Here is a 21,319-nt window from a genome sequence, read left to right as displayed (position 1 = left end):
CGTCTAGTTCTCGTCGTCCTCGTCCGTTCGGGACCGAGCACGGTCGGCCAGGGCGTTGAGCGCGGCGGCGGCGGTGCTCGCGTCGTCCACGGTGACGACCAAGGTACGCCCGGAGGCCCGGCGCACGCTCAGGGCCGGGCCGGAGCGCAGCACGATCCCGCTGCGGTCGCCCCTGGCCCGGTACCCCCAGCCGCCGAAGTCCTTCAGGGCGCTGACCCGCCCGGCGTCGGCGGCGGCGATCTGCGCCAGCGGCACGTGGAGCCGGGGTCGGGGGAGCAGGGCGGGGGCGACGGTCAGCCCCCGGGCGTCGGCGGTGACCCGGACCCGGGCCGTCGCCGCCGCGAGGACGCCGGTCACCAGCGTCGGCAGCAGCGCCCAGGGGCTCACCAGGGCGGACAGCGGCACGGTCGCGAGGGCGCTGACGACGCCGATCCCCCACAGGCCGGGGGAGTCGACCGTGCGGCTCCAGACGAGGTGCTCCCGCGGGGCGAGGGGCAGCCGGTCCGCGCTGGTGGGGGGCGGCCCGTCGGCGGTGCGGGAGGCGGCCGGGTCGGTTCCGGCGAGGGCGTACCCGAGCGCGCCGGCGAGGACCCCCGTGGCGAGGGCGAGGGCCGCGTGCCAACCGGGGAAGTGGACGGCGTGCGGGTCGTCGCTGCCCGCGTTGGCCAGGGTGAGCGCCACCGTCAGGTGGCCGAGGAAGGCGGCCGTGCCGGTGCCCACGGCGGTGAGGAGGCGGGCGGTGGTGGTGGAGCCCCGGGCCCGGTGGCCCAACACGGCGAACAGGGCGGCCTGTCCGAGGACCAGCAGCGGGACGAGGAAGGCGAAGGCGCCCCGTCCGGTGACGTCGTCGGCGGTGCCGTCGGCGGTGAAGTGGGTGGCCAGTTCGGTCGGCAGTCGGTCGTGCACGGCGGCGAAGACGGCGAGGAACCCGCCGGCGGCCAGCACCGCGGCCGCCGCCACGGGGGCGGGCCTGCGCCAGCCGGGGAGTCGGTCGGGTCGGATCGTGCGGGTCATGGCTTCCCCCGTTCGGAACCGGTGGCGAGCGCACTTGTGTGCGCTAGTTCTAGTTCAACTAGAACAATACCTGCCCGAGGGGGTGCCCGCGCAAGGGTCGTTCCGTACGCGGGGGGCGTGAAGTGGTGCGCGTGGGGCACGCATTCGCTCAGGCGGTCCTCAAATCCGCATAACGATCGTGGTACCGCCCCCGCGGGGTTTGCCGGACGGGGAGGGTTTCCTCCGGTTCTCCCTGTGGCGTACGCCACACGCGCCTCGTTCGATCTTCGAAGGCCGCGTGGTAGACCTTCCGGACCCGACGGGCCCCCACTCACCCGGCGAAAGGTTCCTCGACCATGGCCTCGACGCAGGTCGGCAAAGACGCCGAAGACGCCCCGCGCCCGACCCCCCACGACCAGGCGGCGGACGGACACGGCCAGGGCTACCAACGCGGGCTCGGCGCCCGTCAGATCCAGATGATCGCCATCGGCGGCGCGATCGGCACCGGGCTCTTCCTCGGCGCCGGCAAGGCGATCTCCAAGGCCGGCCCCAGTCTGGTCCTGGCCTATGCGGTGGCCGGCCTCGTGATCTTCTTCATCATGCGCGCGCTCGGCGAACTCCTCCTGTACCGGCCGGTGTCCGGCTCCTTCTCCGAGTACGCCCGCGAGTTCGTCGGCCCCTTCGCCGGCTTCGCCACCGGCTGGACGTACTGGCTGTTCTGGGTGGTCACCGGCATCACCGAGGTGACCGCGGCGGCCACCTACATGACCTACTGGTGGGACATCCCGCAGTGGCTGTCGGCACTCGTCTTCACCCTCGTCCTGTACGGGGCGAACCTGATCTCCGTGAAGCTCTTCGGTGAGCTGGAGTTCTGGTTCTCCATGATCAAGGTCACCGCGATCGTGGGCATGATCCTCATCTGCGCCGGCATCCTGACCGTCGGCTTCTCCGACGCGGGGGACACCGCGACCGTCGCCCACCTGTGGAACCAGGGCGGCTTCTTCCCCGAGGGCGTCGTCGGCACCCTGATGACCCTTCAGATCGTGATGTTCGCCTTCACCGCCGTGGAGTTGGTCGGCGTCACCGCCGGCGAGTCCAAGGACCCCCAGAGGGACCTCCCCAAGGCCGTCAACACCGTGCCGTGGCGGATCGCCGTCTTCTACGTCGGCGCCCTGATCATGATCCTCTCGGTGGTGCCCTGGACCGAGTTCCGGCCCGGCGTCAGCCCGTTCGTCGCCGCCTTCGAGGAGATGGGCTTCGCGCTCGGCGCCGCCGTCGTCAACTTCGTCGTGCTGACCGCCGCGCTCTCCTCCTGCAACTCCGGGATGTACTCCACCGGTCGGATGCTGCGCGACCTCGCCCTCAACGGCCAGGGCCCCAAGGCGTTCACCCGCCTCACCGCCGGCGGCACCCCGCTGGTGGGCACCACCTTCTCCGCCGCGCTGATGATGGTGGGCGTCTGGATCAACTACCGCTGGCCCGGCGATGCCTTCCACTACGTGGTCTCCTTCGCCACCATCTCCGGGATGTGGGCCTGGATCATGATCCTGGTCAGCCAGCTCCGCTACCGCGCGCTGGCCGACCGCGGGGTGGTCCCGCACTCCTCCTTCAAGGCCCCCGGCGCCCCGTACACCAGCTGGTTCGCGCTGCTCTTCATCGGCATGGTGATCGTGATGATGGCCATCGACGCGGACGCCCGGATCTCGCTGTACTGCGCCCCCGTCTGGGCGCTCCTGCTCGGCGTCTCCCACCTGGTGCTCAAGCGCCGCGCCGCCGGCGCCACCGCGTCCGGCCGGGACGAGCGGGACGGGGCCGATCGGAGTCCCGCGCGGGGCGCGGACGACGCCTGACCTGCACCCGCACCCCGCTCCCGTCAACCAAGTCCAGCATGTGGTCCGGTGCGTACCGAAATCCGGTACGCACCGGACCGCTGCTTATCCTGGGCCCATGCTGACCATCACCCAGGAGTTGTGGGACCGCATCGTGGCCCACGCGCGCGAGGACCACCCCGACGAGGCGTGCGGGGTCATCGCCGGGCCCGTGGGCTCGGGGCGGCCGGAACGATTCATCCCCATGTTGAACGCCGCCCGCTCGCCCACCTTCTACGAGTTCGACTCGGGCGATCTGCTCAAGCTGTACCGCGAGATGGACGACCGGGACGAGGAACCCGTGATCATCTACCACTCGCACACCGGGACCGAGGCGTACCCCTCCCGGACCGACATCAACCTGGCGAGCGAGCCCGGCGCGCACTACGTCCTGGTCTCCACCGCCGACACCGAGGACGCCGGCCCCTTCCAGTTCCGCTCGTACCGGATCGTGGACGGGGAGGTCACCGAGGAGGAGGTGGCGGTGGTGGAGGCGTACTGAGGTGCGCCTCCCCGCCTCCGCTTCCCACATCGTGGTCGAAATCCGTCCGCGATGTGAAATCACCCTCGGGAAGCCGTACCGGGAATCGATACGATGACCGCATGGTTCCCCCAGACGTGAGCGAGAAGACTCCGGGCACACCGCTGCTCGTGGCGAGGCTGCACGTCGACCTGTGCCGGTCCGACAGCGCCATCTGTCCGTGCTGACCCCCGCCGCCGCACGGCCCTGAGCCGCGGCGGACGCCCGTGCGGCCCCGCCCCACCGGCGGCCGGAAGGCGGGCCCGCCCGCCCTCCCGGGCGCCCGCACCACCGCCGAGCCGTCCGGCCCGCAGTCCACTCCGCCCGATCAGCCCGCCAGAACCAGAACGCCCGCATCCGACAGGAGCCCACGCCATGGCCATCGAGGTCCGCATCCCGACCATCCTCCGCACGTACACCGACGGGGAGAAGACGGTCCAGGGCGCCGGGGACACCCTCGCCGCCCTCTTCGCCGACCTGGAGACCCGGCACACCGGCATCCAGGCCCGGGTGGTCGACGGGGACCAGCTCCGCCGCTTCGTCAACGTCTACCTCAACGACGAGGACGTGCGCTTCCTCGACGGCATCAACACCAAGCTCACCGACGGCGACAACGTCACGATCCTGCCCGCCGTCGCCGGCGGGATGGCCTGAGCGGCATGCGCTACGACTCCCCCCTCGCCGCGGTCGGCAACACCCCGCTGGTCCGCCTGCCGCGGCTGTCGCCCTCCGAGGAGGTACGGATCTGGGCGAAGCTGGAGGACCGCAACCCGACCGGCTCGATCAAGGACCGCCCCGCGCTCCACATGATCGAGCAGGCCGAGAAGGAGGGGAAGCTCACCCCGGGCTGCACCATCCTCGAACCCACCTCCGGCAACACCGGCATCTCGCTCGCCATGGCCGCCCGCCTCAAGGGCTACCGGATCGTCTGCGTGATGCCCGAGAACACCTCCCGGGAGCGCCGGGACCTGCTCGCCATGTGGGGCGCGGAGATCATCTCCTCGCCCGCCGCGGGCGGCTCCAACACGGCCGTGCGGGTCGCCAAGGAACTGGCCGCGCAGCACCCGGACTGGGTCATGCTCTACCAGTACGGCAACGCCGCCAACCCCGGCGCCCACTACGCCACCACCGGCCCGGAGATCCTCGCGGACCTGCCGTCCGTGACCCACTTCGTCGCCGGGCTCGGCACCACCGGCACCCTGATGGGCGTCGGCCGCTACCTGCGCGAACACAAGCCGGACGTCAAGATCGTGGCCGCCGAGCCGCGCTACGACGACCTGGTCTACGGGCTGCGCAACCTCGACGAGGGGTTCGTGCCCGAGCTCTACGACGCCGCCGTCCTCACCACCCGGTTCTCGGTGGGCTCGGCCGACGCCGTGACCCGGACCCGGGAACTGCTCCAGCAGGAGGGCATCTTCGCCGGCGTCTCCACCGGAGCCGCCCTGCACGCCGCCATCGGCGTCGGCCGCAAGGCCGTGGCGGCGGGGGAGGGCGCCGACATCGTCTTCGTCGTCGCCGACGGCGGCTGGAAGTACCTCTCCACCGGCGTCTACACCGCGGCCACCACCGAGGAGGCCATCGAACGGGTCCAGGGACAGCTCTGGGCCTGACCCCAGCACCACCACGGCCCGGCAGGGCGCCCGCTCCGGGCCCCGCCGGGCCGCTGCCGTCCCCGGGACCGCCCGGGAACCCGCCCGTACGGACGGGACGGGGACCCGAATCGGTGACACGGCGGGTGAGTTCGCCCACAACGGTCTGTGACGGGGGAGCGTCCGACCCTTTCGCGCCTTACGCTCAGCACACCGCACCAACCCCGTCCCCACCGGGGACCACACCCCTCCGTCCCTCCGGAGGGGCCGCACCCGTCCCTCCAGTCCTGTCAGCGCGGAGGTTCCAGCTCCCATGAAGCTCACCGTCGTCGGCTGCTCGGGGTCGTTCCCGTCCGTGGACTCGGCCTGTTCGAGCTACCTCGTCGAGGCCGAGGGCTTCCGGCTGCTCCTCGACATGGGCAACGGAGCCCTCGGCGCCCTCCAGCGCCACTGCGGCCTCTACGACCTCGACGCGATCTTCCTCAGCCACCTCCACGCCGACCACTGCATCGACATGTGCGTGTACTTCGTGGCCCGCTACTACCGCCACGACGGCGGGCGCTGTGGCACGGTCCCGGTGTACGGACCCGAGGGCACCGAGCACCGGCTCACCACCGCCTACGCGGACACCCCCGCCACGTCCTCGATGAGCGAGGTCTTCGACTTCCACACGGTCACGCCCGGCACCTTCGAGATCGGCCCCTTCACCGTCCGCACCGAACGCGTCGCCCACCCCGTGGAGGCGTACGGCATCCGGGTCGAGCACGGCGGGCGCTCCCTCACCTACTCCGGGGACACCGGCGCCTGCACCGCGCTCGACGAACTCGCGGCCGGCACGGACCTGTTCCTGTGCGAGGCCGCCTTCACCGCGGGCAAGGAGGACGTCCCCGACCTGCACCTCAACGGCCGCGAGGCCGGCGAGACCGCCCGCCGGGCCGGGGTGGGCCGGCTGCTGCTCACCCACATCCCGCCGTGGACCGACCCGCAGGTCAACCTCTGGGACGCCCGCCAGGCGTACGCCGGCCCCGCCGAACTCGCCGCCCCCGGGGCCAGCTACACCGTCTGACGGTCCGGGTCACTTCACGTTCTCGCGGTCCTCCGCCGCCGACTCCTCCGGCGGCTCCCGGCCGGGCGTCTGGAGGTCGAACCGGACGATCGCGAACCGGAAGACCGCGTAGTACACCACCGCGAAGCAGAGCCCGATCGGGATGATCAGCCAGGGTTTGGTCGCCAGGCTCCAGTTGATCACGTAGTCGATCAGGCCGGCCGAGAAGCTGAACCCGTCCTTCACCCCGAACGCCCAGGTCACCGCCATCGACACCCCGGTCAGCACGGCGTGGATCGCGTACAGCACCGGGGCGATGAACAGGAACGAGTACTCGATGGGCTCGGTGATGCCGGTGACGAACGAGGTCAGCGCCACCGACAGCATCAGACCGCCGACGATCTTGCGGCGCTCCGGGCGGGCCGTGTGCGTGATCGCCAGGGCCGCGGCCGGCAGCGCGAACATCATGATCGGGAAGAAGCCGGTGGTGAACTGCCCGGCGGTCGGGTCCCCGGCCAGGAACCGGTTGATGTCGCCGTGCACGACGGTGCCGTCCGGCTTGGTGTAGTCGCCGAACTGGAACCAGACGAAGGTGTTGAGGAACTGGTGCAGCCCCACGGTCAGCAGCGCCCGGTTCGCGACCCCGAAGATGCCCGAACCCCAGGCACCGAGGTCCGACAGCCACTCCGAGAAGCTGGTGAGCGCGTCACCGATCGGCGGCCACACCCACACACACAGCCCGGCGAAGACCAGCCCGATGAACGCCATGATGATCGGCACCAGCCGGCGCCCGTTGAAGAAGCCCAGCCAGTCCACCAGCTTGGTGCGGTGGTACCGCTGCCACACGTACGCCGTGATCAGCCCCATCACGATGCCGCCGAACACCCCCGGGTTCTGGTACGCCGCCTGCGCCGAGGTGCCGTCCTCCGCCACGCACAGCCCGCTCCACATGCCCGCACCGAAGAAGTCGGCCCCCGACGGACAGGTGTCGGGGAAGGCCCGCAGCACCGCGTAGTAGACGAGGAAGCCGGCGACCGCGGCGAGGGCGGTGGAACCGTCCGCCTTCTTCGCCATGCCGATCGCGACGCCGATGCAGAACAGCAGCGGCAGGCCCAACGAGGAGTCCAACAGCGCGCCGCCCGCGGCCGCGAAGACCTTCGCGACGTCCGTCCAGCCCAGCCCCTCGTCACCGAAGACGTCCGGCTGGCCCAGTCGGTTGAGGATGCCTGCGGCGGGCAGGACGGCGATCGGCAGCTGGAGGCTGCGGCCCATCTTCTGCAAGCCCTGGAACAGGGTGTTCCACCGCGTGCGGCCGGACGCTGCCGCGCTCTCGGCGCTCATGGGCGACCTCCCGGGATGACGCACGCCACCCGGTCGGGTGGCGCGTCGTGCTCGTCATCCTTCGGCACGGGAACGGTCACCGCTCGCGAAGTTGGGCCAACAGTGGTTTAACGTGGCGAAGCAGATGAAAACGGGTCAGGGAGGCAGTGATGGCCAGCAAGGCTGAGAAGATCGTCGCCGGCCTCGGCGGGATCGAGAACATCGAAGAGGTCGAGGGCTGCATCACCCGCCTGCGGACCGAGGTGATCGACCCCGGCAAGGTCGACGAGGCCGCGCTGAAGGCCGCCGGCGCCCACGGCGTCGTCAAGATGGGCACCGCCGTGCAGGTCGTCATCGGCACCGACGCCGACCCCATCGCCGGCGAGATCGAGGACATGATGTAGCACCCCGGCCCCGTGCCCTCCCGGCCGCCGCCACCGGCGTGCGCGCCCGCGCGCAGGGTGCCGGTGACGGTCACCCGGGCAGGTCCCGCCCCGCCGTGCGGGCGATAGGCTCGGGCGCATGTCACGCATCGACGGCCGCACCCCCGATCAGCTCCGCCCCGTCACCCTGGACCGGGGCTGGAGCAAGCACGCCGAGGGCTCCGTCCTCGTCTCCTTCGGCGACACCAAGGTCTTCTGCACCGCCTCCGTCACCGAGGGCGTCCCCCGCTGGCGCAAGGGCAGCGGCGAGGGCTGGGTGACCGCCGAGTACGCGATGCTGCCCCGCGCCACCAACACCCGGGGCGACCGCGAGGCCGTCCGCGGCCGGATCGGCGGACGCACCCACGAGATCTCCCGGCTGATCGGCCGTTCCCTGCGCGCCGTCGTGGACTTCAAGGCCCTCGGCGAGAACACCGTCGTGCTCGACTGCGACGTGCTCCAGGCGGACGGCGGCACCCGCACCGCCGCCATCACCGGCGCGTACGTGGCGCTGGCCGACGCCATCGGCTGGGCCAAGGGCCGCAAGCTGATCCGCGCCGGCCGCGAACCCCTCGTCGGCACCGTCGCCGCGGTCTCCGTCGGCATCGTGGACGGCGTCCCCCTCCTCGACCTGCGCTACGAGGAGGACGTGAAGGCCGACACCGACATGAACGTGGTCTGCACCGGCGACGGCCGCTTCGTCGAGGTGCAGGGCACCGCCGAGGCCGAGCCCTTCGCCCGCGAGGAGTTGAACTCCCTCCTCGACCTGGCCGTCGCCGGCTGCGACGAACTCGCCGCCCTCCAGCGCAAGGCCCTGGAGAACCAGTAGTCCCGGCCGCCGGCGCACCCCGGCGGCAACCAAAACGCCTCGGCGCGCGTTTCACTAGTACGGGTGACGGGAGGCTCCCCGTCGCCCGTACCGACCTCCGGGAGGGACCGTCACATGGCCGCGCGCCGCCGCACCATCACCGCTCTCGCCGTCGCCGGGGCGACGCTCGTCGCCCCGCTCGCCGTCGGATGCGGCGCCATCGACAAGGCACTCGACTGCGTCCGGACCGCCGAGGCGATAGCCCAGAGCGTGAACGACCTCCAGCAAGCCGTGGAGAACGCCGCCAACGACCCCCTCCAGGCCGAGGAGTCGCTCCGCGCCATCGACAAGAACCTCGACGAGATCGGGGACACCACCGACAACGCCGACCTGTCCAAGGCGGTCGACGACCTGGCCAAGGCCGTCGACAACGTCGGCACCGCCATCGAGGGCGGCGACCAGACCCCGGACGTGACCCCCGTCGCGGACGCCGCCGGCGAACTCACCAAGGTCTGCTCGCCGTGAGGCCCGCGGCCCGCTGAGGGACCGGACCGGCCGGGGCGGGCCTCACGGCCCCGGCCCGCCCCGCCGGCGCACCCCGGTGACCAGGCATAATCCCGTCATGACCCGTCTGATCCTGGCCACCCGCAACCCCGGCAAGCTCACCGAACTGCGTGAGATCCTCGCCGCCGCCGACCTCACCCACGAACTGGTCGGTGCCGATGCCTACCCGGAGGTCCCCGACGTCAAGGAGACCGGGGTCACCTTCGCCGAGAACGCCCTGCTCAAGGCCCACGCCCTGGCCCGGGCCACCGGACTGCCCGCCGTCGCCGACGACTCCGGCCTCTGCGTCGACGTCCTCGGCGGCGCCCCCGGCATCTTCTCCGCCCGCTGGGCCGGCCGCCACGGCGACGACCGGGCCAACCTGGAGCTGCTGCTCGCCCAGCTCTCCGACATCGACGCACCGCACCGCGCCGCCCACTTCACCTGCGCCGCCGCGCTGGCCCTGCCGGACGGCACCGAACGCGTCGTCGAGGGCCGGCTGGAGGGCACCCTGCGCCACCTGCCGGCCGGCACCGGAGGCTTCGGCTACGACCCGGTCTTCCAGCCCGAGGGCGACACCCGGACCACCGCCGAACTGACCGCGGCGGAGAAGAACGCCATCAGCCACCGCGGCAAGGCGTTCCGCGCCCTCGTTCCCGTGCTGCGCGAGCTGCTGCCGTAGCCGGGCCGGAAACGCGCACGGGCCCGCCCCCGAGGTGTCGGGGGCGGGCCCGGTCCGGTGCGGCCGGAGGGACTCGAACCCTCACGGGTGTTACCCCACTGGGACCTAAACCCAGCGTGACTGCCAGTTCCACCACGGCCGCGTCCGCGCGCCCATCCTAGTGGTCTTTTGCTCGTTTACGGCACGCCAGGTCGGGAGTTCCCCACCGCCCCGGTTCCACCCGGGTAGAGGGCGTCAGAGACCGAGGTCCTTGATGACCTTGGCCACGTGGCCGGTCGCCTTCACGTTGTAGAGGGCGCGCTCCACCTTGCCCTCCTCGTCGACGATCACCGTGGAGCGGATGACGCCCGTGACCGTCTTGCCGTACAGCTTCTTCTCGCCGAACGCGCCGTACGCCTCCAGCACCGCCTTCTCGGGGTCGGCCAGCAGGGTGACCCGCAGCTCCTCCTTCTCGCGGAACTTCGCCAGCTTCTCCGGCTTGTCCGGCGAGATGCCGATGACGTCGTACCCGTGCCCGGCGAGGAACTCCAGGTTGTCGGTGAAGTCGCAGGCCTGCTTGGTGCACCCGGGGGTGAGGGCCGCCGGGTAGAAGTACACGATGACCTTGCGGCCCTTGCGGTCGGCCAGCGAGACCTCCTTGCCGTCGGCGTCGGGCAGCGTGAAGGCGGGGGCGGTGTCGCCGGGCTGGAGTCGCTCGCTCATCTCGGGTCTCCTCGAAGGAAGGGTGCCCGGGCCGGTCGAGCCCGGGACGTCGTCACGGAAACGAGCGTAATGGGGGTGCCGTGGGGTGGTGTGCCCGGGAAGCTGACAGACTGTGGACGGTGGTTCCGCTCACGAGCGGACCCACCGTCCACGGGTGGCCGCCCCGCTGCGGGCCCCGACCCCACGCCGGACACGAGCACGGAGGAGCACGGTGTCGGAGACATCGGATACCAGGACCCCGGCGCAGATCGAGGCGGACATCGAACGCCGACGTCAGCGCCTCGCCGAGACACTGGACGAGATCGGCGTCCGAGTGCACCCCAAGACCATCGTCGGCGACGCCAAGGCCAGGGCCGCCGCCACCGTCGACCGCACCGTGGGCCGCGTCTACGTCCGCGCCAACCGGGCGGTCTCCCGGGTCACCGGCGGCTTCGTCACCGAGGACGGCAGCCCCCGCCTGGAGCGGATCGTGCCGGTCGCGATCGTCGTCGTCGGCCTCGTCGGACTGATGACCCTCGGCGGCTCCCGCAAAGGCCGGGACTGACCGCCCCCACCACCGCCGGGAGCGCGACGCCCGGGCGGCGCCTCCGACGCCACCGCGGGGCGGCACGGGAGCGCCGCCCCGCAGGAGCCCACGACCACCCAGGCGGCGCACACCTCCCCGCGGCAGGTAGGTTCGGGGGCGTGAGCACCAACAAGGACTTGAACACCACGCACGACAAGCTGCCCATCCGGATGCTCCACGACCGGGTGCTCGTGCGACAGGACACCGCGGAGGGCGAGCGGCGCTCCGGCGGCGGCATCCTGATCCCCGCGACGGCGGCGGTCGGCCGCCGGCTCGCCTGGGCCGAGGTCGTCGCGGTCGGGCAGAACGTGCGGACCGTGGAGGTCGGGGACCGGGTGCTGTACGACCCGGAGGACCGGGCCGAGGTCGAGGTGCGCGGGGTGGCCTACGTGCTGATGCGGGAGCGGGACCTGCACGCCGTCGCCGCGGACCGCTTCGAGGGCTCCGACGACTCCACCGGGCTGTACCTGTAGGCCCCGCGCCCTCCCGTTCCGGCTTCCGTAGGGCTGGTGACCGCCGTCACCAGCCCTTTCGTCGTTCTTTGCTACGGTGGGGGCCACCCGACGAGACGCGCCGTACCGGGACACGCAAAGACGACGCACCCCTGTTGATCCACATCGGAAACGCGGAGGTGCCGTCATGGCATGGGTCCTGTTGGTGATCGCCGGCATTTTGGAAGTCGGCTGGGCGATCGGCATGAAGTACACCGAGGGGTTCACCCGGCTCTGGCCGAGCGTCTTCACCGGCGCTGGGATCGTCGCCAGCATGGTGCTGCTGTCCTACGCGGCCAAGACCCTCCCCATCGGCACCGCCTACGGCGTCTGGGTCGGCATCGGCGCGGGCGGCGCCGCGATCCTCGGGATGCTGGTGCTCGGGGAGCCCGCCACCGCCGCACGGATCTTCTTCATCGCGCTGCTGCTGGTGGCCGTCGTCGGCCTGAAGGCCACCTCCGGCCACTGAGCCGCACCGCGCACCGACCGACCCCCGGGTACCGAGTACCCGGGGGTCGGTCGCGTCACGCGGGGCCGTCCGTCACGGAGCGGGCGGGAACCCCGGGGTGGTGCCGCCGGTGGTGGTACCCGTGTTGGTGTTCCCGTCCGTGGTGGAACCGGTGCTCTCGCCGGTGGAGGTGCCGGTGCCGCCGGTGTTCGGCTGACCGCCGATGACCCCGCCGTCCGTGGTGCCGGTGCTGGTGTTCCCCTCGGTGGTCTGGCCGTCCGTCGCCCCGGTGGTGCCGGTGCTCGCGGTGCCGCCGTCCTGGCCGCCGCCCGTGGTCGAGGTGCCGCCGTCGGTGCCGCCGCTCCCGTCGCCCGGGTCCGCGGACTCCTCCGGGCCGGTGGTGGCCTCCTGGGACGGGGTGGTCTCCTCCTCCTTCTCCTCCTTCTCCTCGGGCGACTCGCTCTCGGTGTCGCCCGGCTCCGTGGTCCCCTCGTCGTCCGGGGAACCCGTGCCGGCGGCGCCGGGCAGTTCCAGCCGCCTGTCCGAGCCGTCCTGCATCCGCAGCGTGAACTCCTGCGGGGAAGTGCCCTGGAGCGCGTTCTTGGTGTACTGCGCCCAGATCTGCGCCGGCGGACCGCCACCGCTGATGCGCGTCTCGCCCAGCGCCCCGTACAGCGGGGTCTGCACCCCGGTCACCGGGTCCTGCCCCATCACGGAGACCACCGTCGCCAGGTCCGGGGTGTACCCCGCGAACCAGGCGGCCTTGTCCTTCTCCGCGGTGCCGGTCTTGCCCGCGGCGGGCCGCTCGGCCGCGAGGGCCGCGGTCCCCGAACCGCTGGTGACGACGGAGCGCAGCAGCGAGGTGGTGGTGTCCGCGGCCTGCCGGCTGACGGCCTGCTTGGCGGCCCGCTCCGGGAGCGCGACCTCGCTGCCGTTCTTGGTCACCTTGGCGACCAGGGTGTACGGGACGTGCTTGCCGTGGTTGGCGAGGGTGGCGTAGGCGCCCGTCATGTCCAGGATGCTCGCGGTCGCCGCGCCCAGCGCGATCGACGGGGACGGGTGCATGTTCGGGGTCGTCTTCGGCACGCCCAGTGCGACCGCGGTGCGCTGCACCTTCTCCGACTCCACGTCCACGGCCATCTGCACGTACACCGAGTTCACCGACTTGTCGGTGGCCTCGCGGACGGTGATCGGGCCGTAGCTGACCTGGTCCTGGTTCTGCGGTGCGTACCGGGGGCCGTTCCAGCCCTCGACCGGCCGGTTGCTGGTGCCGTCGTACACGGTGTTCGGGGTGATCGGCCGACCGTCCTGGGTGTTCGAGTCGTTCTCCACGGCCGCCGTGAACACGAACGGCTTGAACGTCGAACCGACCTGGAAGTCCCGGCGGGTCGCGTTGTTCACGAACTGCTGGGTGTAGTCGATGCCGCCGTACATCGCGACGACCTGCCCGGTCTTCGGGTCGATGGAGACCCCGCCCGCCCGCACATTGCGGTCGATCTTGCGGGCCTTCTTGTCGACCCGGGACATCAACTGGTCGTCCACCGCCTTGACCAGGGCGTCCTGCTTGCCCTTCTGGATGGTGGTGGTGATCCGGTGACCGCCGGCGGCCAGCACGTCCTCGCTGACGATCTCGTTCTCGAAGAGGTAGTCCTTGACCGCCTGGACGAGGTAGCCGCGCTGGCCGGACATGCCGGCCGAGCCCTTCGCCTCGCGGGGGACCGGGAACTCCATCGCGTCCCGCTCCTCGTCGGTGAGCCACCCCTCCTTGACCATGCCGCCCAGCACGTACCGCCAGCGGGCCTCGACCTGCGGCCGGTTCTGCGGGTTGGCCACCACGTCGTAGGCGCTCGGCGCGTTCAACAGCGCGGCCAGGTAGGCGCCCTGTTCCACGGTCAGCTTCTCGACGTCCACCCCGTAGTACGCCTGCGCCGCGGACTGGATGCCGTAGGCGTTGCGGCCGAAGAAGCTGGTGTTGAGGTAGCCCTCCAGGATCTCGTCCTTCGACTGCTCCCGGTCCAGCTTGATGGCGATGAAGAACTCCTGCGCCTTGCGGGAGAGCGTCTGCTCCTGCGCCAGGTAGTAGTTCTTCACGTACTGCTGGGTGATCGTCGAACCGGACTGCTTGCCCTTGCCGGTCATGGTGTTCCAACCGGCCCGGACCATCGCCTTGGGGTCGACGGCCGGCGCGCTGAAGAAGTCGCGGTCCTCGGCGGCGAGGACGGTGCGCTGTACCTCCAGCGGGATCTGCGAGAGCTTCACGTTCTCCCGGTTGACCTCGCCGTCGCGGGCGAGTTGGGAGCCGTCCGCGTACAGGTACACGTTGCTCTGCTTGACCGCCGCGGCGTTCGCCTCCGGGATCTTCACGATCATGTAGCCGGCGACGAACGCGCCCGTCCCCAGCAGCAGCACGGTGAAGACCGCGGCCAGGGTGAACCGCCAGGTCGGGATCGCGCGGCGCCAGCCCTTGCGCTTGGGCCGCTTGCGCTTCTTCTTCCCGTCCGTCCCCGGACCGGTCGGGCCCTCGGGCCCGCCGGGTCCGCCGCCGGCGGCGGCCAGGGCGGCGGTCCGCTCCGGCCCGGGCACCGCAGCGGCGCCCGCGGGGCCGCCCTTCGGGCCGCCGGGGGCCGCGGGCTGCCGGCGGAGTTGGGTGGTGCGCTCGGCGGGGTGCTCGGGCCGGCTCTTCGGCCGCACGGTGCCGAGTTGGGTGGTGCGCTCGGCCGGGGCCTCCTCGGCGGACGCCGCCCGGGGCGGGGTCGCCTTGCCGGGCGTCTTGCCCGGCCCGTCCGGGCCGCCGGGGCGCTTCGGGGTCGCGCCCGGGGCACCGGCCGCCGCCCCCGCCGCCTTGCCGGCGCCCGCGGGGCCGGCGGGCTTGCCCGGGCCCTTCGACCCGGTGGTGCTGGTGGGCGCGGCGGCGCCGGTGGTCCCGGCCGGCTTCGGGGCGCCCGTGGACTTCGGGGCGCCCGTGGACGGTGCGGAGCCGGCGGGCTTCGGGGTGCTCGGCGCGGGCTTCGCGGTCCGGTCGGCGGCGGCGCCGGTGCCGGCAGCCTTGCCGCGGGATTGTTCGGTCGGGTCGGGCCCGCGCTTCGCCAGCGGGACGACCCCGCCCTTCGCGGGCCCGTCCGTGCTGCTCTTCGCCGGTCCGCCGGCCGGAGGCCGGGCCGGGCCGGCGTCCTTGCCGGGGCGCCGGGCGGCGTCACCGGTGTCCGCGTCCTTGCCGGGGGCGGGCCGTCCGCCGTCCGCGGCCGGCGCCGGGCCCGCGCCGGACGGGGCGGGGGGCCGGGGCACGCCGGAACGGGGCCGGCGGGCGAAGGCGTCGAAGGAGCCGCCGCCGCCCGGGGCGTCGGCCTTGCCGGTGGGCTTGCGGGTGGGCAGCTTGGGGGCCGCGGCGGCGGGCTTCCCGTCCCCGGCGGACGTCCCGCCGGTGCCCGCGGCGCCGGCCGCGGCCGGCTTCTCCGTGGCCGGCTTCTCCGTGGCCGGCTTCTCCGTGGACGGCTTCCCCGCGGCGGCGGGGGAGCCGGGGCGCCTCGCGCCGCCGGCGGGCTCGGCAGGGCCCGCGGGCTTGGCGCCGCGCGCGGGCCCGGTGGGGCCGGTGGGCTTCGCGCCGGCGCCGGACGGGCCGCCGGAGGTCTGTTCACCCTCCCCGGACGGCGGTGCCGCGGGGCGTTCGGGCTCCGGGCCCGAAGTGCCCTCATCGTGCTGCTGCGGCTCGTCGCTCATGGTTCGCGAAACTCCCGATTCACGTCGTGCGCCGAATTCTTCCGGTACTGCGGGTACTGCTGCGGGACGGGTCGCACCGGGCCGGCGGACCGACCGGTGGTGCCGTGTGCGCGGACATCCGGGTCACATACCACAGATGTCGCATATGCCCCATGGAGGTTCGCGCGGGGGTACCTGCCCCGTACACCTCTTCGCCCCAGGTCCTTAACTTTCGCACCCTTGCTCGGGTGTCGGCGACATGCACGCCCCGGAGCCGGAAATCGGTGGTGGTGCGTGACGTGGGCCACTAGGGTTTCGGACTTCGGCCTGTAACAGGAGACGACGCAGAGGCGGGAGGGGTTGTACGTGCGCACCGGGCGGTTGTACGGAAAAGTCGCCGCGGGCGGATTCCGGCGCTACGCGACCTACCGCACGGCCACCGCCGCGGGCGTGTTCACCAACACCGTCTTCGGGTTCATTCTCGCCTACACGTTCCACGCCCTGTGGGACGAGCGTCCGGGCCTCGGCGGTTACGACCTCTCCGATGCCCTGACCTTCGTCTGGATCAGCCAGGGACTCCTCGCGGTGATGGCGACCATGGGCGGTGGATTCGAGGACGAACTCATCGAGCGCATCCGCACCGGGGACATCGCCGTCGACCTGTACCGACCCGTCGACCTCCAGCTCTGGTGGCTCGCCGCCGACCTGGGCAGAGCCGCGTTCCACCTGGTCGGACGGGGTGTACTGCCCATGGTGGCGGGTGCCGTGGTCTTCGATCTGACGCTCCCCGCCCACCCCCTGCCCTGGCTCGCGTTCCTCTGCTCCGTCCTCCTCGGAGCGGTCGTCAGCTTCGCCCTGCGCTACCTCGTCGCCCTGGCCGCGTTCTGGTTGCTGGACGGTGCGGGTGTGGCGCAAATCGCATTCCTCTCGGCCATCTTCTTCTCCGGGATGCTGCTGCCGCTCAACGTCTTCCCGGGGACCCTCGGCGAGGTGGCCCGCGCCCTGCCCTGGTCGGCGCTGATCCAGGTCCCCGCCGACGTGCTGCTGGGCACGTACCCCGGACCCCGGCTGCTGGGCGCCTTCGCCTTCCAGGCCGGATGGGCGCTCGCCCTGCTGCTGCTGGGCCGGCTGCTCCAGGCCGCGGCGACGCGCCGGGTGGTGGTGCAGGGTGGCTGAACCGACCGAGGTCCTCCGGGAGGAACCCCCGCGCAGGGTCCCCGCCCCCCGCGGCCTACCCGAGCGGGCGGCACCGGAAGGCACCTTCGGGGACCGCGAGGGCCCCTGGCACCGGCTGCGGGACGGGCTCCGCGCCTACGGCCTGATCGTCCGCATGTGGGTGCGCTCCACGATGGCCTACCGGGTGTCCTTCGCCCTGACCCTGCTCGGCAACTTCGTGGCCACCGGCCTCGACTTCGTCGCCATCCTGCTGATGTTCTCGCAGGTCGACGCGCTCGGCGGCTACGACCTCGCCGAGATCGCGTTCCTGTACGGCACCGCCAGCACCTCCTTCGGCCTCGTCGACCTCGCCCTGGGCACCGTCGACCGACTGGGCCGCCGGGTCCGGGACGGCACCCTGGACACCCTGCTGGTCCGACCGGCGCCGGTGCTGGCCCAGGTCGCCGCCGACCGCTTCGCCCTGCGCCGCATCGGCCGGATCAGCCAGGGCCTGCTGGTCCTCGGCTACGGGGTGGTGTCCGTGGACGTCGACTGGACGCCGCTCACCGCGGCGATGGTGCCGCTGATGGTGCTGAGCGGCGCGCTGATCTTCGGTGCCCTGTTCGTGTGCGGGGCCGCGTTCCAGTTCGTCGCCCGGGACGCGGCCGAGGTGCAGAACGCCTTCACCTACGGCGGGGTCACCCTGTTGATCTACCCGCCGACCGTGTTCGCCCAGGAGATCGTGCGCGCGGCGACCTTCGTCCTGCCGCTCGCCTTCGTCAACTGGCTGCCCGCGCTGTACGTGCTCGGGCGCCCCTATCCGCTGGACCTGCCCCGCTGGCTGGCCTTCACACCGCCGTTGGTCGCGCTGGCGTGCTGCGCCCTGGCCGGACTGGCCTGGCGCGCCGGCCTGCGCGCCTACCGCAGCACGGGCAGTTGAGGACCCCAGGGCCGCGGTGCCGCTATCCGAGCCGGTGACGGGCTGCCAGCACCGGAATCGCTGCGATCTTCTCGGCGGTGAGGTCGCCCCAGACCAAGCCGGGCGGACGCCTGCGGTTGGTGCAGCGGATCACCTCGTCGGGCGTGACGATGTAGTCCACCGAAAAGTCGTGCTCCGTCTCCGGGATCTCGTCCTCGACCACCTGGAGCGCGTGGACGGGTGCGACGATCACGGTTGACCCAGTGACCAGGCCGGCCTCGACAAGGAGCGCCACTTCAAGGTCGGAGTACCCGGCCCCCTTACCGATGCGCGCTCCGGAGCGGTTCACCGCGACGCTGCCGCAGACGACGACGTCGATCGGGCGCATCGCTGCCACGCCGACCCGCCGGGCAACCTTGGCCGCCCCCTTCTTCTCGGCGGCTTCACCGGCAGGGACGGTGAGTTCTTCAGGTTCCAGCAGGAAGAACGGTTCAAGGCTGGCCATCCTCGGCACCGCCATGTACAGAAGCTTTCCGTCTTCCAACGCACGAGTCCGTATCGGTAGTTGCGCCCAGTCAGGATTGGCCTTGACGGTGGTCGCCTGCTGCCACTCGTCCAGTTCGGCCAGCCGCTCGGCGGTGGCCTCCGTGCCGTAGAAGCCGGGGATCTTCCCGTACGAATCCGCGGGGGCGCCGCCGCCGTCGATGAGGCGACGCCACGCCTTCTCTCGCAGCGCCTGCTTGGCCTGGTCCATGTCTGCCATATGTCGCCACCCGTTCTCAGATCGCTGCCATCAGGGCGAACAGCCGGTCGTTGATTTCCTGCGCCCAGGGTTCCTGTCGCCACTGCTTGAGTTCCCGCCCAGCAGAGAACGCCAGGTTAAGCCCCCCACCGCCACGGGTCAGCTCTACGGCATCAATGGTGCGGTGCATGGCATGTACGGCCTCGTCGAGCTTTCCTTGGCGGATCAGGGCGAGGGTCAAGTTGCCCAGCACGATGGCTTGAGACTTCTTTTTCCCCGCCAGGGCTCGGGTGGTCGTGCGGAGGATGGGTTCCGCCAGCTCCGGCAGACCGAGGAACAGGTAGCACGAGCCTGACAGCCGGTTGAACTCGTTGACCGTGTAGTACCGGGCTGCCACGTCATCGGTGTCCACCCGATCGAACTGGGCCTCTGCCTTCCTCAGCGCTTTCTCGCAGTCGGCGTGCGCGCCGGCCATGGCGTGCCCCTCGGCTACGTGGAGCAAGGAGAGGCCGGTAAGGGAGGGACTGGTCTTCTTCGCTACCACTGCCGCTTGCTCGGCGAGCGTCGTTCCCCGCCGTGGGTTCTTCTCCCCGTACAGTGCCACGAAGCTCATGCGCAGGGTCGCGTAGGACTCGACCGATGCGTCACGGACGTGGCGGGCTGCCGACACCGCTTCCTCGAAGTAGCTCATCGGGGCCTGGTGGTCGCGTCTCTGGCTGACGTCCCAGACCAGTTGTCCCATGAAGGTTGCCGAATCGGCCTCGACCTCGAAGAGAGCGCGGCGCACACGTGCGTTCGTCGCGTTCTCGCGAAGGAACTTCACCTGTCCGTGGAGGTGGCCCGCAGGCCCCAGCAGACCAGCCGACGCCGCTTGGTCGTAGGACTCGTCGAGTTGCCGAAGCTGCTCGTGCAGGTGGGCGACGGCAACCAAGTCGGCGGAGCCGGGGTGCTGGAGAACGTATTTCATACGTTCGTTCGGTTGTCGCTGAATGACGGTGACATCGGCCAAGAGCTCTTGCAACTGGTCGCCTGAGATTCCGAGCGCTTGTGCGAGCTTTGGGCGGTGCCACGGCTGCGGCTCGGTCTCTGCGTTCTCCCACCGGACGACGGTCGTGCGCTCGACCCCGAGCAAGGTGGCGAGTTCTTCTTGCGTGAAGCCGGAAGCCTTCCGACGCTGGGTCAGCCGGACCCGCTTGGCTGCCATCTGTCACCTCTCCGGGTGTATGTCGACGTTTCACCTTAGCCAGTTGGGTCATATCGGTGCAGGCCGAACAAGCGATGCAACAACACTGCGTCATGGGTGCGTCACGCGTGCGGTGGTGTTTGCCTGGTCAAGTGGCTTTTCTGGTTGGCCGGACGGGGCTTCGGCAGTGAGTCGACGCCTTCCGTTGCCCCGTCCATCCAGGCCCGCCAGGAGGATGGATGCGACCCGTCATGTTCGGTTACCTGCGCCGCTCGCCCAGCGGCGAAGAGGGTGACGAAGGCCACTCGATGCAAAGCGAGTTGGAGAGCTACGCACAACGCGAGGGATTCGTACTGGAGCGTGTGTTCACGGAAGGCGCTCCCGGTTCTGAGGGGGCCTTCTTCGCGATGGTCGAAGGGATCAAGGGCTCCGACGTGAAGAACGTGATCGCGCCCTCCCTCTGGCACTTCGCGCGCCTTCCTGGCCTCCAAGAGGCCATGCGGCAGCACATCGAACGGGAGATCGGCGCCCGACTGTGGATCGTCCAGGGGGCGCGAGGATGAGCGACTTCGGGAGCAAGCCGCTCATCTTCGGGTACATGCGCGTACCGGACGGCATGAGCGACGAGGAGGTGCAGCAGAAGCAGGACGACATGACCCGGTACGCGGAGGTCGAGGGCTTCACCCTGGCGACCGTGTTCCACGAGTTCATGAACGGCGAGGTCAACGCCTTCGCAGAGATGGCCGAGGCAGTCCAGCGGGTCGAGGCTCGTCACGTGATCGTGCCGTCCTACCACGACCTGGCCCTCACCCGACCGCTCCAAGACGTCATGACCCTGCACCTGGAGCAGACAGCCGGTGCCCAGATCGTCAGCCTGGACGGGCGCTTGTGAACCCACACCCGAAAGACGAAGAACCCCACTACTTCTCTCAGCGCGCACGCTTCACGGATGAGCTGAACTTGGCGGCGGTCGGCTCGGCGGTGAGTGTGTCCCGCCACTTCATTCGGCTGACGCTGTCCAAGTGGCACGCACGCTCGATCGAGGGGGACGCCGTCCTCGTGGTCTCCGAGCTGGTGACGAACGCGGTGAAGGTGACCGGCGTCATCGACCGTCAGCCGACCTGGGTGGAGCTGGAGACCATGAGTCTCGTCACCGTGCGCCTGGTCGGTCTCGACACCAGTGTCGTGATCGAAGTGTGGGACGTGTCGCAGCAGATGCCCGTCCTCCGGAGGCCGGACGACGACACCGAAGGCGGACGCGGCCTCGTACTCGTCCAGGAGACAGCGAAGGACTGGGGTTCCTACCGCACACCGCGGGGGAAGCTGGTCTGGGCTCAGATCCCCGTGCCCGAGGCCAGTTCTTCCGCGTTGCCGCGCCGTCGTAGGTCGGAGCGCTCCATCGTCAGGCCTGCGGCACGGGCAGATCCCTGGCTCCTTCGGAGCCTGCTCGTCGGGCTCCAGGCCATCTGACCACCTCACGGCACAGCGACGGCGTAGTCGACCCTCGTCCTCCGGTAGCGGACGTGCTCCGGGCGACTGACAGTAGCCCCAGGAAGCTACCGCTCAGACGCAGAACCGGCCGCCGCCCCGTGAAATAAGGTGGTGCGGGACACCCCGACGATCTACGG

At 71.1% G+C, this 21,319-nt stretch carries 24 protein-coding genes, 1 tRNA gene and 1 riboswitch; of the genes, 18 read left to right on the top strand and 7 right to left on the bottom strand.

Annotation, left to right across the window (positions count from 1 at the left end):
• Positions 1 to 3: 3 nt before the first annotated feature.
• The gene (locus ACSMX9_RS08875; RefSeq protein ID WP_445401400.1) at positions 4 to 1,014 is read right to left on the bottom strand and encodes a DUF1648 domain-containing protein; all 1,011 of its coding nucleotides are present in this window, start codon (positions 1,012 to 1,014) and stop codon (positions 4 to 6) included.
• A gap of 335 nt (positions 1,015 to 1,349) precedes the next feature.
• Here ACSMX9_RS08875 and ACSMX9_RS08870 point away from each other — a divergent pair, with 335 nt between their 5' ends.
• The 6 genes from ACSMX9_RS08870 to ACSMX9_RS08845 all read left to right on the top strand — a co-directional run bounded on the left by ACSMX9_RS08870 (position 1,350) and on the right by ACSMX9_RS08845 (position 6,036).
• Positions 1,350 to 2,843: an amino acid permease gene (locus ACSMX9_RS08870; RefSeq protein ID WP_445401398.1), complete on the top strand. Its 1,494-nt coding sequence runs from the start codon at positions 1,350 to 1,352 to the stop codon at positions 2,841 to 2,843.
• Positions 2,844 to 2,940: 97 nt separating this feature from the next.
• Positions 2,941 to 3,363, top strand: a complete 423-nt coding sequence (locus tag ACSMX9_RS08865; protein WP_445401396.1) for a Mov34/MPN/PAD-1 family protein — start codon at positions 2,941 to 2,943, stop codon at positions 3,361 to 3,363.
• A 101-nt stretch (positions 3,364 to 3,464) separates the two neighbouring features.
• Positions 3,465 to 3,569 (top strand): putative leader peptide, encoded by a 105-nt coding sequence (locus tag ACSMX9_RS08860; RefSeq protein WP_445401394.1) that lies wholly within the window; start codon positions 3,465 to 3,467, stop codon positions 3,567 to 3,569.
• 187 nt (positions 3,570 to 3,756) lie between these two features.
• Positions 3,757 to 4,035: a MoaD/ThiS family protein gene (locus tag ACSMX9_RS08855; protein WP_366115441.1), complete on the top strand. Its 279-nt coding sequence runs from the start codon at positions 3,757 to 3,759 to the stop codon at positions 4,033 to 4,035.
• A 5-nt stretch (positions 4,036 to 4,040) separates the two neighbouring features.
• Positions 4,041 to 4,991, top strand: a complete 951-nt coding sequence (locus ACSMX9_RS08850) for a PLP-dependent cysteine synthase family protein (protein ID WP_351244707.1) — start codon at positions 4,041 to 4,043, stop codon at positions 4,989 to 4,991.
• 292 nt (positions 4,992 to 5,283) lie between these two features.
• Positions 5,284 to 6,036, top strand: a complete 753-nt coding sequence (locus tag ACSMX9_RS08845; protein ID WP_445401392.1) for an MBL fold metallo-hydrolase — start codon at positions 5,284 to 5,286, stop codon at positions 6,034 to 6,036.
• Positions 6,037 to 6,045: 9 nt separating this feature from the next.
• On the opposite strand, the gene ACSMX9_RS08840 is transcribed toward ACSMX9_RS08845, so the two are convergent.
• Positions 6,046 to 7,356 (bottom strand): PTS transporter subunit EIIC, encoded by a 1,311-nt coding sequence (locus ACSMX9_RS08840; protein WP_445401390.1) that lies wholly within the window; start codon positions 7,354 to 7,356, stop codon positions 6,046 to 6,048.
• A gap of 149 nt (positions 7,357 to 7,505) precedes the next feature.
• Between ACSMX9_RS08840 and ACSMX9_RS08835 the strand changes: the two genes are divergently transcribed.
• The 4 genes from ACSMX9_RS08835 to rdgB all read left to right on the top strand — a co-directional run bounded on the left by ACSMX9_RS08835 (position 7,506) and on the right by rdgB (position 9,790).
• Positions 7,506 to 7,739 carry a glucose PTS transporter subunit EIIB gene (locus ACSMX9_RS08835; RefSeq protein ID WP_445401388.1) on the top strand — a complete coding sequence of 78 codons (234 nt, stop codon included), beginning with the start codon at positions 7,506 to 7,508 and terminating at the stop codon, positions 7,737 to 7,739.
• A 118-nt stretch (positions 7,740 to 7,857) separates the two neighbouring features.
• A complete protein-coding gene (gene rph / locus ACSMX9_RS08830) occupies positions 7,858 to 8,586 on the top strand; it encodes a ribonuclease PH (RefSeq protein WP_445401386.1) in 729 nt (242 codons plus the stop codon).
• A gap of 114 nt (positions 8,587 to 8,700) precedes the next feature.
• Positions 8,701 to 9,090, top strand: a complete 390-nt coding sequence (locus ACSMX9_RS08825) for a hypothetical protein (protein ID WP_351244697.1) — start codon at positions 8,701 to 8,703, stop codon at positions 9,088 to 9,090.
• 97 nt (positions 9,091 to 9,187) lie between these two features.
• The gene (rdgB, locus tag ACSMX9_RS08820; protein ID WP_445401384.1) at positions 9,188 to 9,790 is read left to right on the top strand and encodes an RdgB/HAM1 family non-canonical purine NTP pyrophosphatase; all 603 of its coding nucleotides are present in this window, start codon (positions 9,188 to 9,190) and stop codon (positions 9,788 to 9,790) included.
• Positions 9,791 to 9,848: 58 nt separating this feature from the next.
• Here rdgB and ACSMX9_RS08815 read toward each other — a convergent pair.
• Positions 9,849 to 9,932, bottom strand: a tRNA-Leu gene (locus tag ACSMX9_RS08815).
• Positions 9,933 to 10,024: 92 nt separating this feature from the next.
• Complete coding sequence (gene bcp / locus ACSMX9_RS08810; protein WP_351244693.1) at positions 10,025 to 10,492, bottom strand: thioredoxin-dependent thiol peroxidase; 468 nt, start codon at positions 10,490 to 10,492, stop codon at positions 10,025 to 10,027.
• Between the two features lie 211 nt (positions 10,493 to 10,703).
• Here bcp and ACSMX9_RS08805 point away from each other — a divergent pair, with 211 nt between their 5' ends.
• From ACSMX9_RS08805 to sugE, 3 genes are all read left to right on the top strand, one after another.
• Positions 10,704 to 11,036 (top strand): DUF3618 domain-containing protein, encoded by a 333-nt coding sequence (locus tag ACSMX9_RS08805; protein ID WP_445401382.1) that lies wholly within the window; start codon positions 10,704 to 10,706, stop codon positions 11,034 to 11,036.
• A gap of 191 nt (positions 11,037 to 11,227) precedes the next feature.
• Complete coding sequence (locus tag ACSMX9_RS08800; RefSeq protein ID WP_351244777.1) at positions 11,228 to 11,530, top strand: GroES family chaperonin; 303 nt, start codon at positions 11,228 to 11,230, stop codon at positions 11,528 to 11,530.
• A gap of 65 nt (positions 11,531 to 11,595) precedes the next feature.
• A riboswitch (guanidine-III (ykkC-III) riboswitch) is annotated at positions 11,596 to 11,660 on the top strand.
• Positions 11,661 to 11,696: 36 nt separating this feature from the next.
• On the top strand, positions 11,697 to 12,017 hold the full coding sequence (gene sugE / locus ACSMX9_RS08795) for a quaternary ammonium compound efflux SMR transporter SugE (protein WP_351244689.1): 321 nt from the start codon (positions 11,697 to 11,699) through the stop codon (positions 12,015 to 12,017).
• A 72-nt stretch (positions 12,018 to 12,089) separates the two neighbouring features.
• Here the strand turns inward: sugE and ACSMX9_RS08790 are convergent, their stop codons facing one another.
• The gene (locus ACSMX9_RS08790; protein WP_445402937.1) at positions 12,090 to 14,579 is read right to left on the bottom strand and encodes a transglycosylase domain-containing protein; all 2,490 of its coding nucleotides are present in this window, start codon (positions 14,577 to 14,579) and stop codon (positions 12,090 to 12,092) included.
• A gap of 1,479 nt (positions 14,580 to 16,058) precedes the next feature.
• Here ACSMX9_RS08790 and ACSMX9_RS08785 point away from each other — a divergent pair.
• On the top strand, positions 16,059 to 16,868 hold the full coding sequence (locus ACSMX9_RS08785) for an ABC transporter permease (RefSeq protein ID WP_445401380.1): 810 nt from the start codon (positions 16,059 to 16,061) through the stop codon (positions 16,866 to 16,868).
• Between the two features lie 115 nt (positions 16,869 to 16,983).
• A complete protein-coding gene (locus ACSMX9_RS08780; protein WP_351244773.1) occupies positions 16,984 to 17,787 on the top strand; it encodes an ABC transporter permease in 804 nt (267 codons plus the stop codon).
• 22 nt (positions 17,788 to 17,809) lie between these two features.
• Here the strand turns inward: ACSMX9_RS08780 and ACSMX9_RS08775 are convergent, their stop codons facing one another.
• Together ACSMX9_RS08775 and ACSMX9_RS08770 are read right to left on the bottom strand one after the other, a co-directional pair.
• The gene (locus tag ACSMX9_RS08775) at positions 17,810 to 18,529 is read right to left on the bottom strand and encodes a 5-formyltetrahydrofolate cyclo-ligase (RefSeq protein WP_445401378.1); all 720 of its coding nucleotides are present in this window, start codon (positions 18,527 to 18,529) and stop codon (positions 17,810 to 17,812) included.
• A 16-nt stretch (positions 18,530 to 18,545) separates the two neighbouring features.
• Positions 18,546 to 19,712, bottom strand: coding sequence for a helix-turn-helix domain-containing protein (locus ACSMX9_RS08770; RefSeq protein WP_445401376.1), 1,167 nt, complete (start codon positions 19,710 to 19,712; stop codon positions 18,546 to 18,548).
• A gap of 230 nt (positions 19,713 to 19,942) precedes the next feature.
• Between ACSMX9_RS08770 and ACSMX9_RS08765 the strand changes: the two genes are divergently transcribed.
• From ACSMX9_RS08765 to ACSMX9_RS08755, 3 genes are all read left to right on the top strand, one after another.
• Positions 19,943 to 20,254, top strand: coding sequence for a hypothetical protein (locus ACSMX9_RS08765; protein WP_445401374.1), 312 nt, complete (start codon positions 19,943 to 19,945; stop codon positions 20,252 to 20,254).
• Positions 20,251 to 20,583 (top strand): recombinase family protein, encoded by a 333-nt coding sequence (locus tag ACSMX9_RS08760; RefSeq protein WP_445401372.1) that lies wholly within the window; start codon positions 20,251 to 20,253, stop codon positions 20,581 to 20,583. Before ACSMX9_RS08765 ends, ACSMX9_RS08760 begins: the two co-directional genes overlap by 4 nt.
• Positions 20,584 to 20,672: 89 nt before the next feature.
• Complete coding sequence (locus tag ACSMX9_RS08755) at positions 20,673 to 21,161, top strand: ATP-binding protein (protein WP_445401370.1); 489 nt, start codon at positions 20,673 to 20,675, stop codon at positions 21,159 to 21,161.
• Positions 21,162 to 21,319 lie beyond the last annotated feature (158 nt).

The sequence above is a fragment of the Streptomyces sp. LE64 genome (assembly GCF_052606915.1).
Note: the sequence above shows the minus strand (reverse complement) of the source record. Positions and strands in the feature narration are given on the sequence as shown.

Excerpts from the sequence above, each read along its gene's own strand:
- ACSMX9_RS08875 (WP_445401400.1), bottom strand. The coding sequence starts at position 1,014 with ATGACCCGCACGATCCGACCCGACCGACTCCCCGGCTGGCGCAGGCCC.
- ACSMX9_RS08870 (WP_445401398.1), top strand. The coding sequence starts at position 1,350 with ATGGCCTCGACGCAGGTCGGCAAAGACGCCGAAGACGCCCCGCGCCCG.
- ACSMX9_RS08865 (WP_445401396.1), top strand. The coding sequence starts at position 2,941 with ATGCTGACCATCACCCAGGAGTTGTGGGACCGCATCGTGGCCCACGCG.
- ACSMX9_RS08860 (WP_445401394.1), top strand. The coding sequence starts at position 3,465 with ATGGTTCCCCCAGACGTGAGCGAGAAGACTCCGGGCACACCGCTGCTC.
- ACSMX9_RS08855 (WP_366115441.1), top strand. The coding sequence starts at position 3,757 with ATGGCCATCGAGGTCCGCATCCCGACCATCCTCCGCACGTACACCGAC.
- ACSMX9_RS08850 (WP_351244707.1), top strand. The coding sequence starts at position 4,041 with ATGCGCTACGACTCCCCCCTCGCCGCGGTCGGCAACACCCCGCTGGTC.
- ACSMX9_RS08845 (WP_445401392.1), top strand. The coding sequence starts at position 5,284 with ATGAAGCTCACCGTCGTCGGCTGCTCGGGGTCGTTCCCGTCCGTGGAC.
- ACSMX9_RS08840 (WP_445401390.1), bottom strand. The coding sequence starts at position 7,356 with ATGAGCGCCGAGAGCGCGGCAGCGTCCGGCCGCACGCGGTGGAACACC.
- ACSMX9_RS08835 (WP_445401388.1), top strand. The coding sequence starts at position 7,506 with ATGGCCAGCAAGGCTGAGAAGATCGTCGCCGGCCTCGGCGGGATCGAG.
- rph (WP_445401386.1), top strand. The coding sequence starts at position 7,858 with ATGTCACGCATCGACGGCCGCACCCCCGATCAGCTCCGCCCCGTCACC.
- ACSMX9_RS08825 (WP_351244697.1), top strand. The coding sequence starts at position 8,701 with ATGGCCGCGCGCCGCCGCACCATCACCGCTCTCGCCGTCGCCGGGGCG.
- rdgB (WP_445401384.1), top strand. The coding sequence starts at position 9,188 with ATGACCCGTCTGATCCTGGCCACCCGCAACCCCGGCAAGCTCACCGAA.
- bcp (WP_351244693.1), bottom strand. The coding sequence starts at position 10,492 with ATGAGCGAGCGACTCCAGCCCGGCGACACCGCCCCCGCCTTCACGCTG.
- ACSMX9_RS08800 (WP_351244777.1), top strand. The coding sequence starts at position 11,228 with ATGCTCCACGACCGGGTGCTCGTGCGACAGGACACCGCGGAGGGCGAG.
- sugE (WP_351244689.1), top strand. The coding sequence starts at position 11,697 with ATGGCATGGGTCCTGTTGGTGATCGCCGGCATTTTGGAAGTCGGCTGG.
- ACSMX9_RS08775 (WP_445401378.1), bottom strand. The coding sequence starts at position 18,529 with ATGGCAGACATGGACCAGGCCAAGCAGGCGCTGCGAGAGAAGGCGTGG.
- ACSMX9_RS08770 (WP_445401376.1), bottom strand. The coding sequence starts at position 19,712 with ATGGCAGCCAAGCGGGTCCGGCTGACCCAGCGTCGGAAGGCTTCCGGC.
- ACSMX9_RS08765 (WP_445401374.1), top strand. The coding sequence starts at position 19,943 with ATGTTCGGTTACCTGCGCCGCTCGCCCAGCGGCGAAGAGGGTGACGAA.
- ACSMX9_RS08760 (WP_445401372.1), top strand. The coding sequence starts at position 20,251 with ATGAGCGACTTCGGGAGCAAGCCGCTCATCTTCGGGTACATGCGCGTA.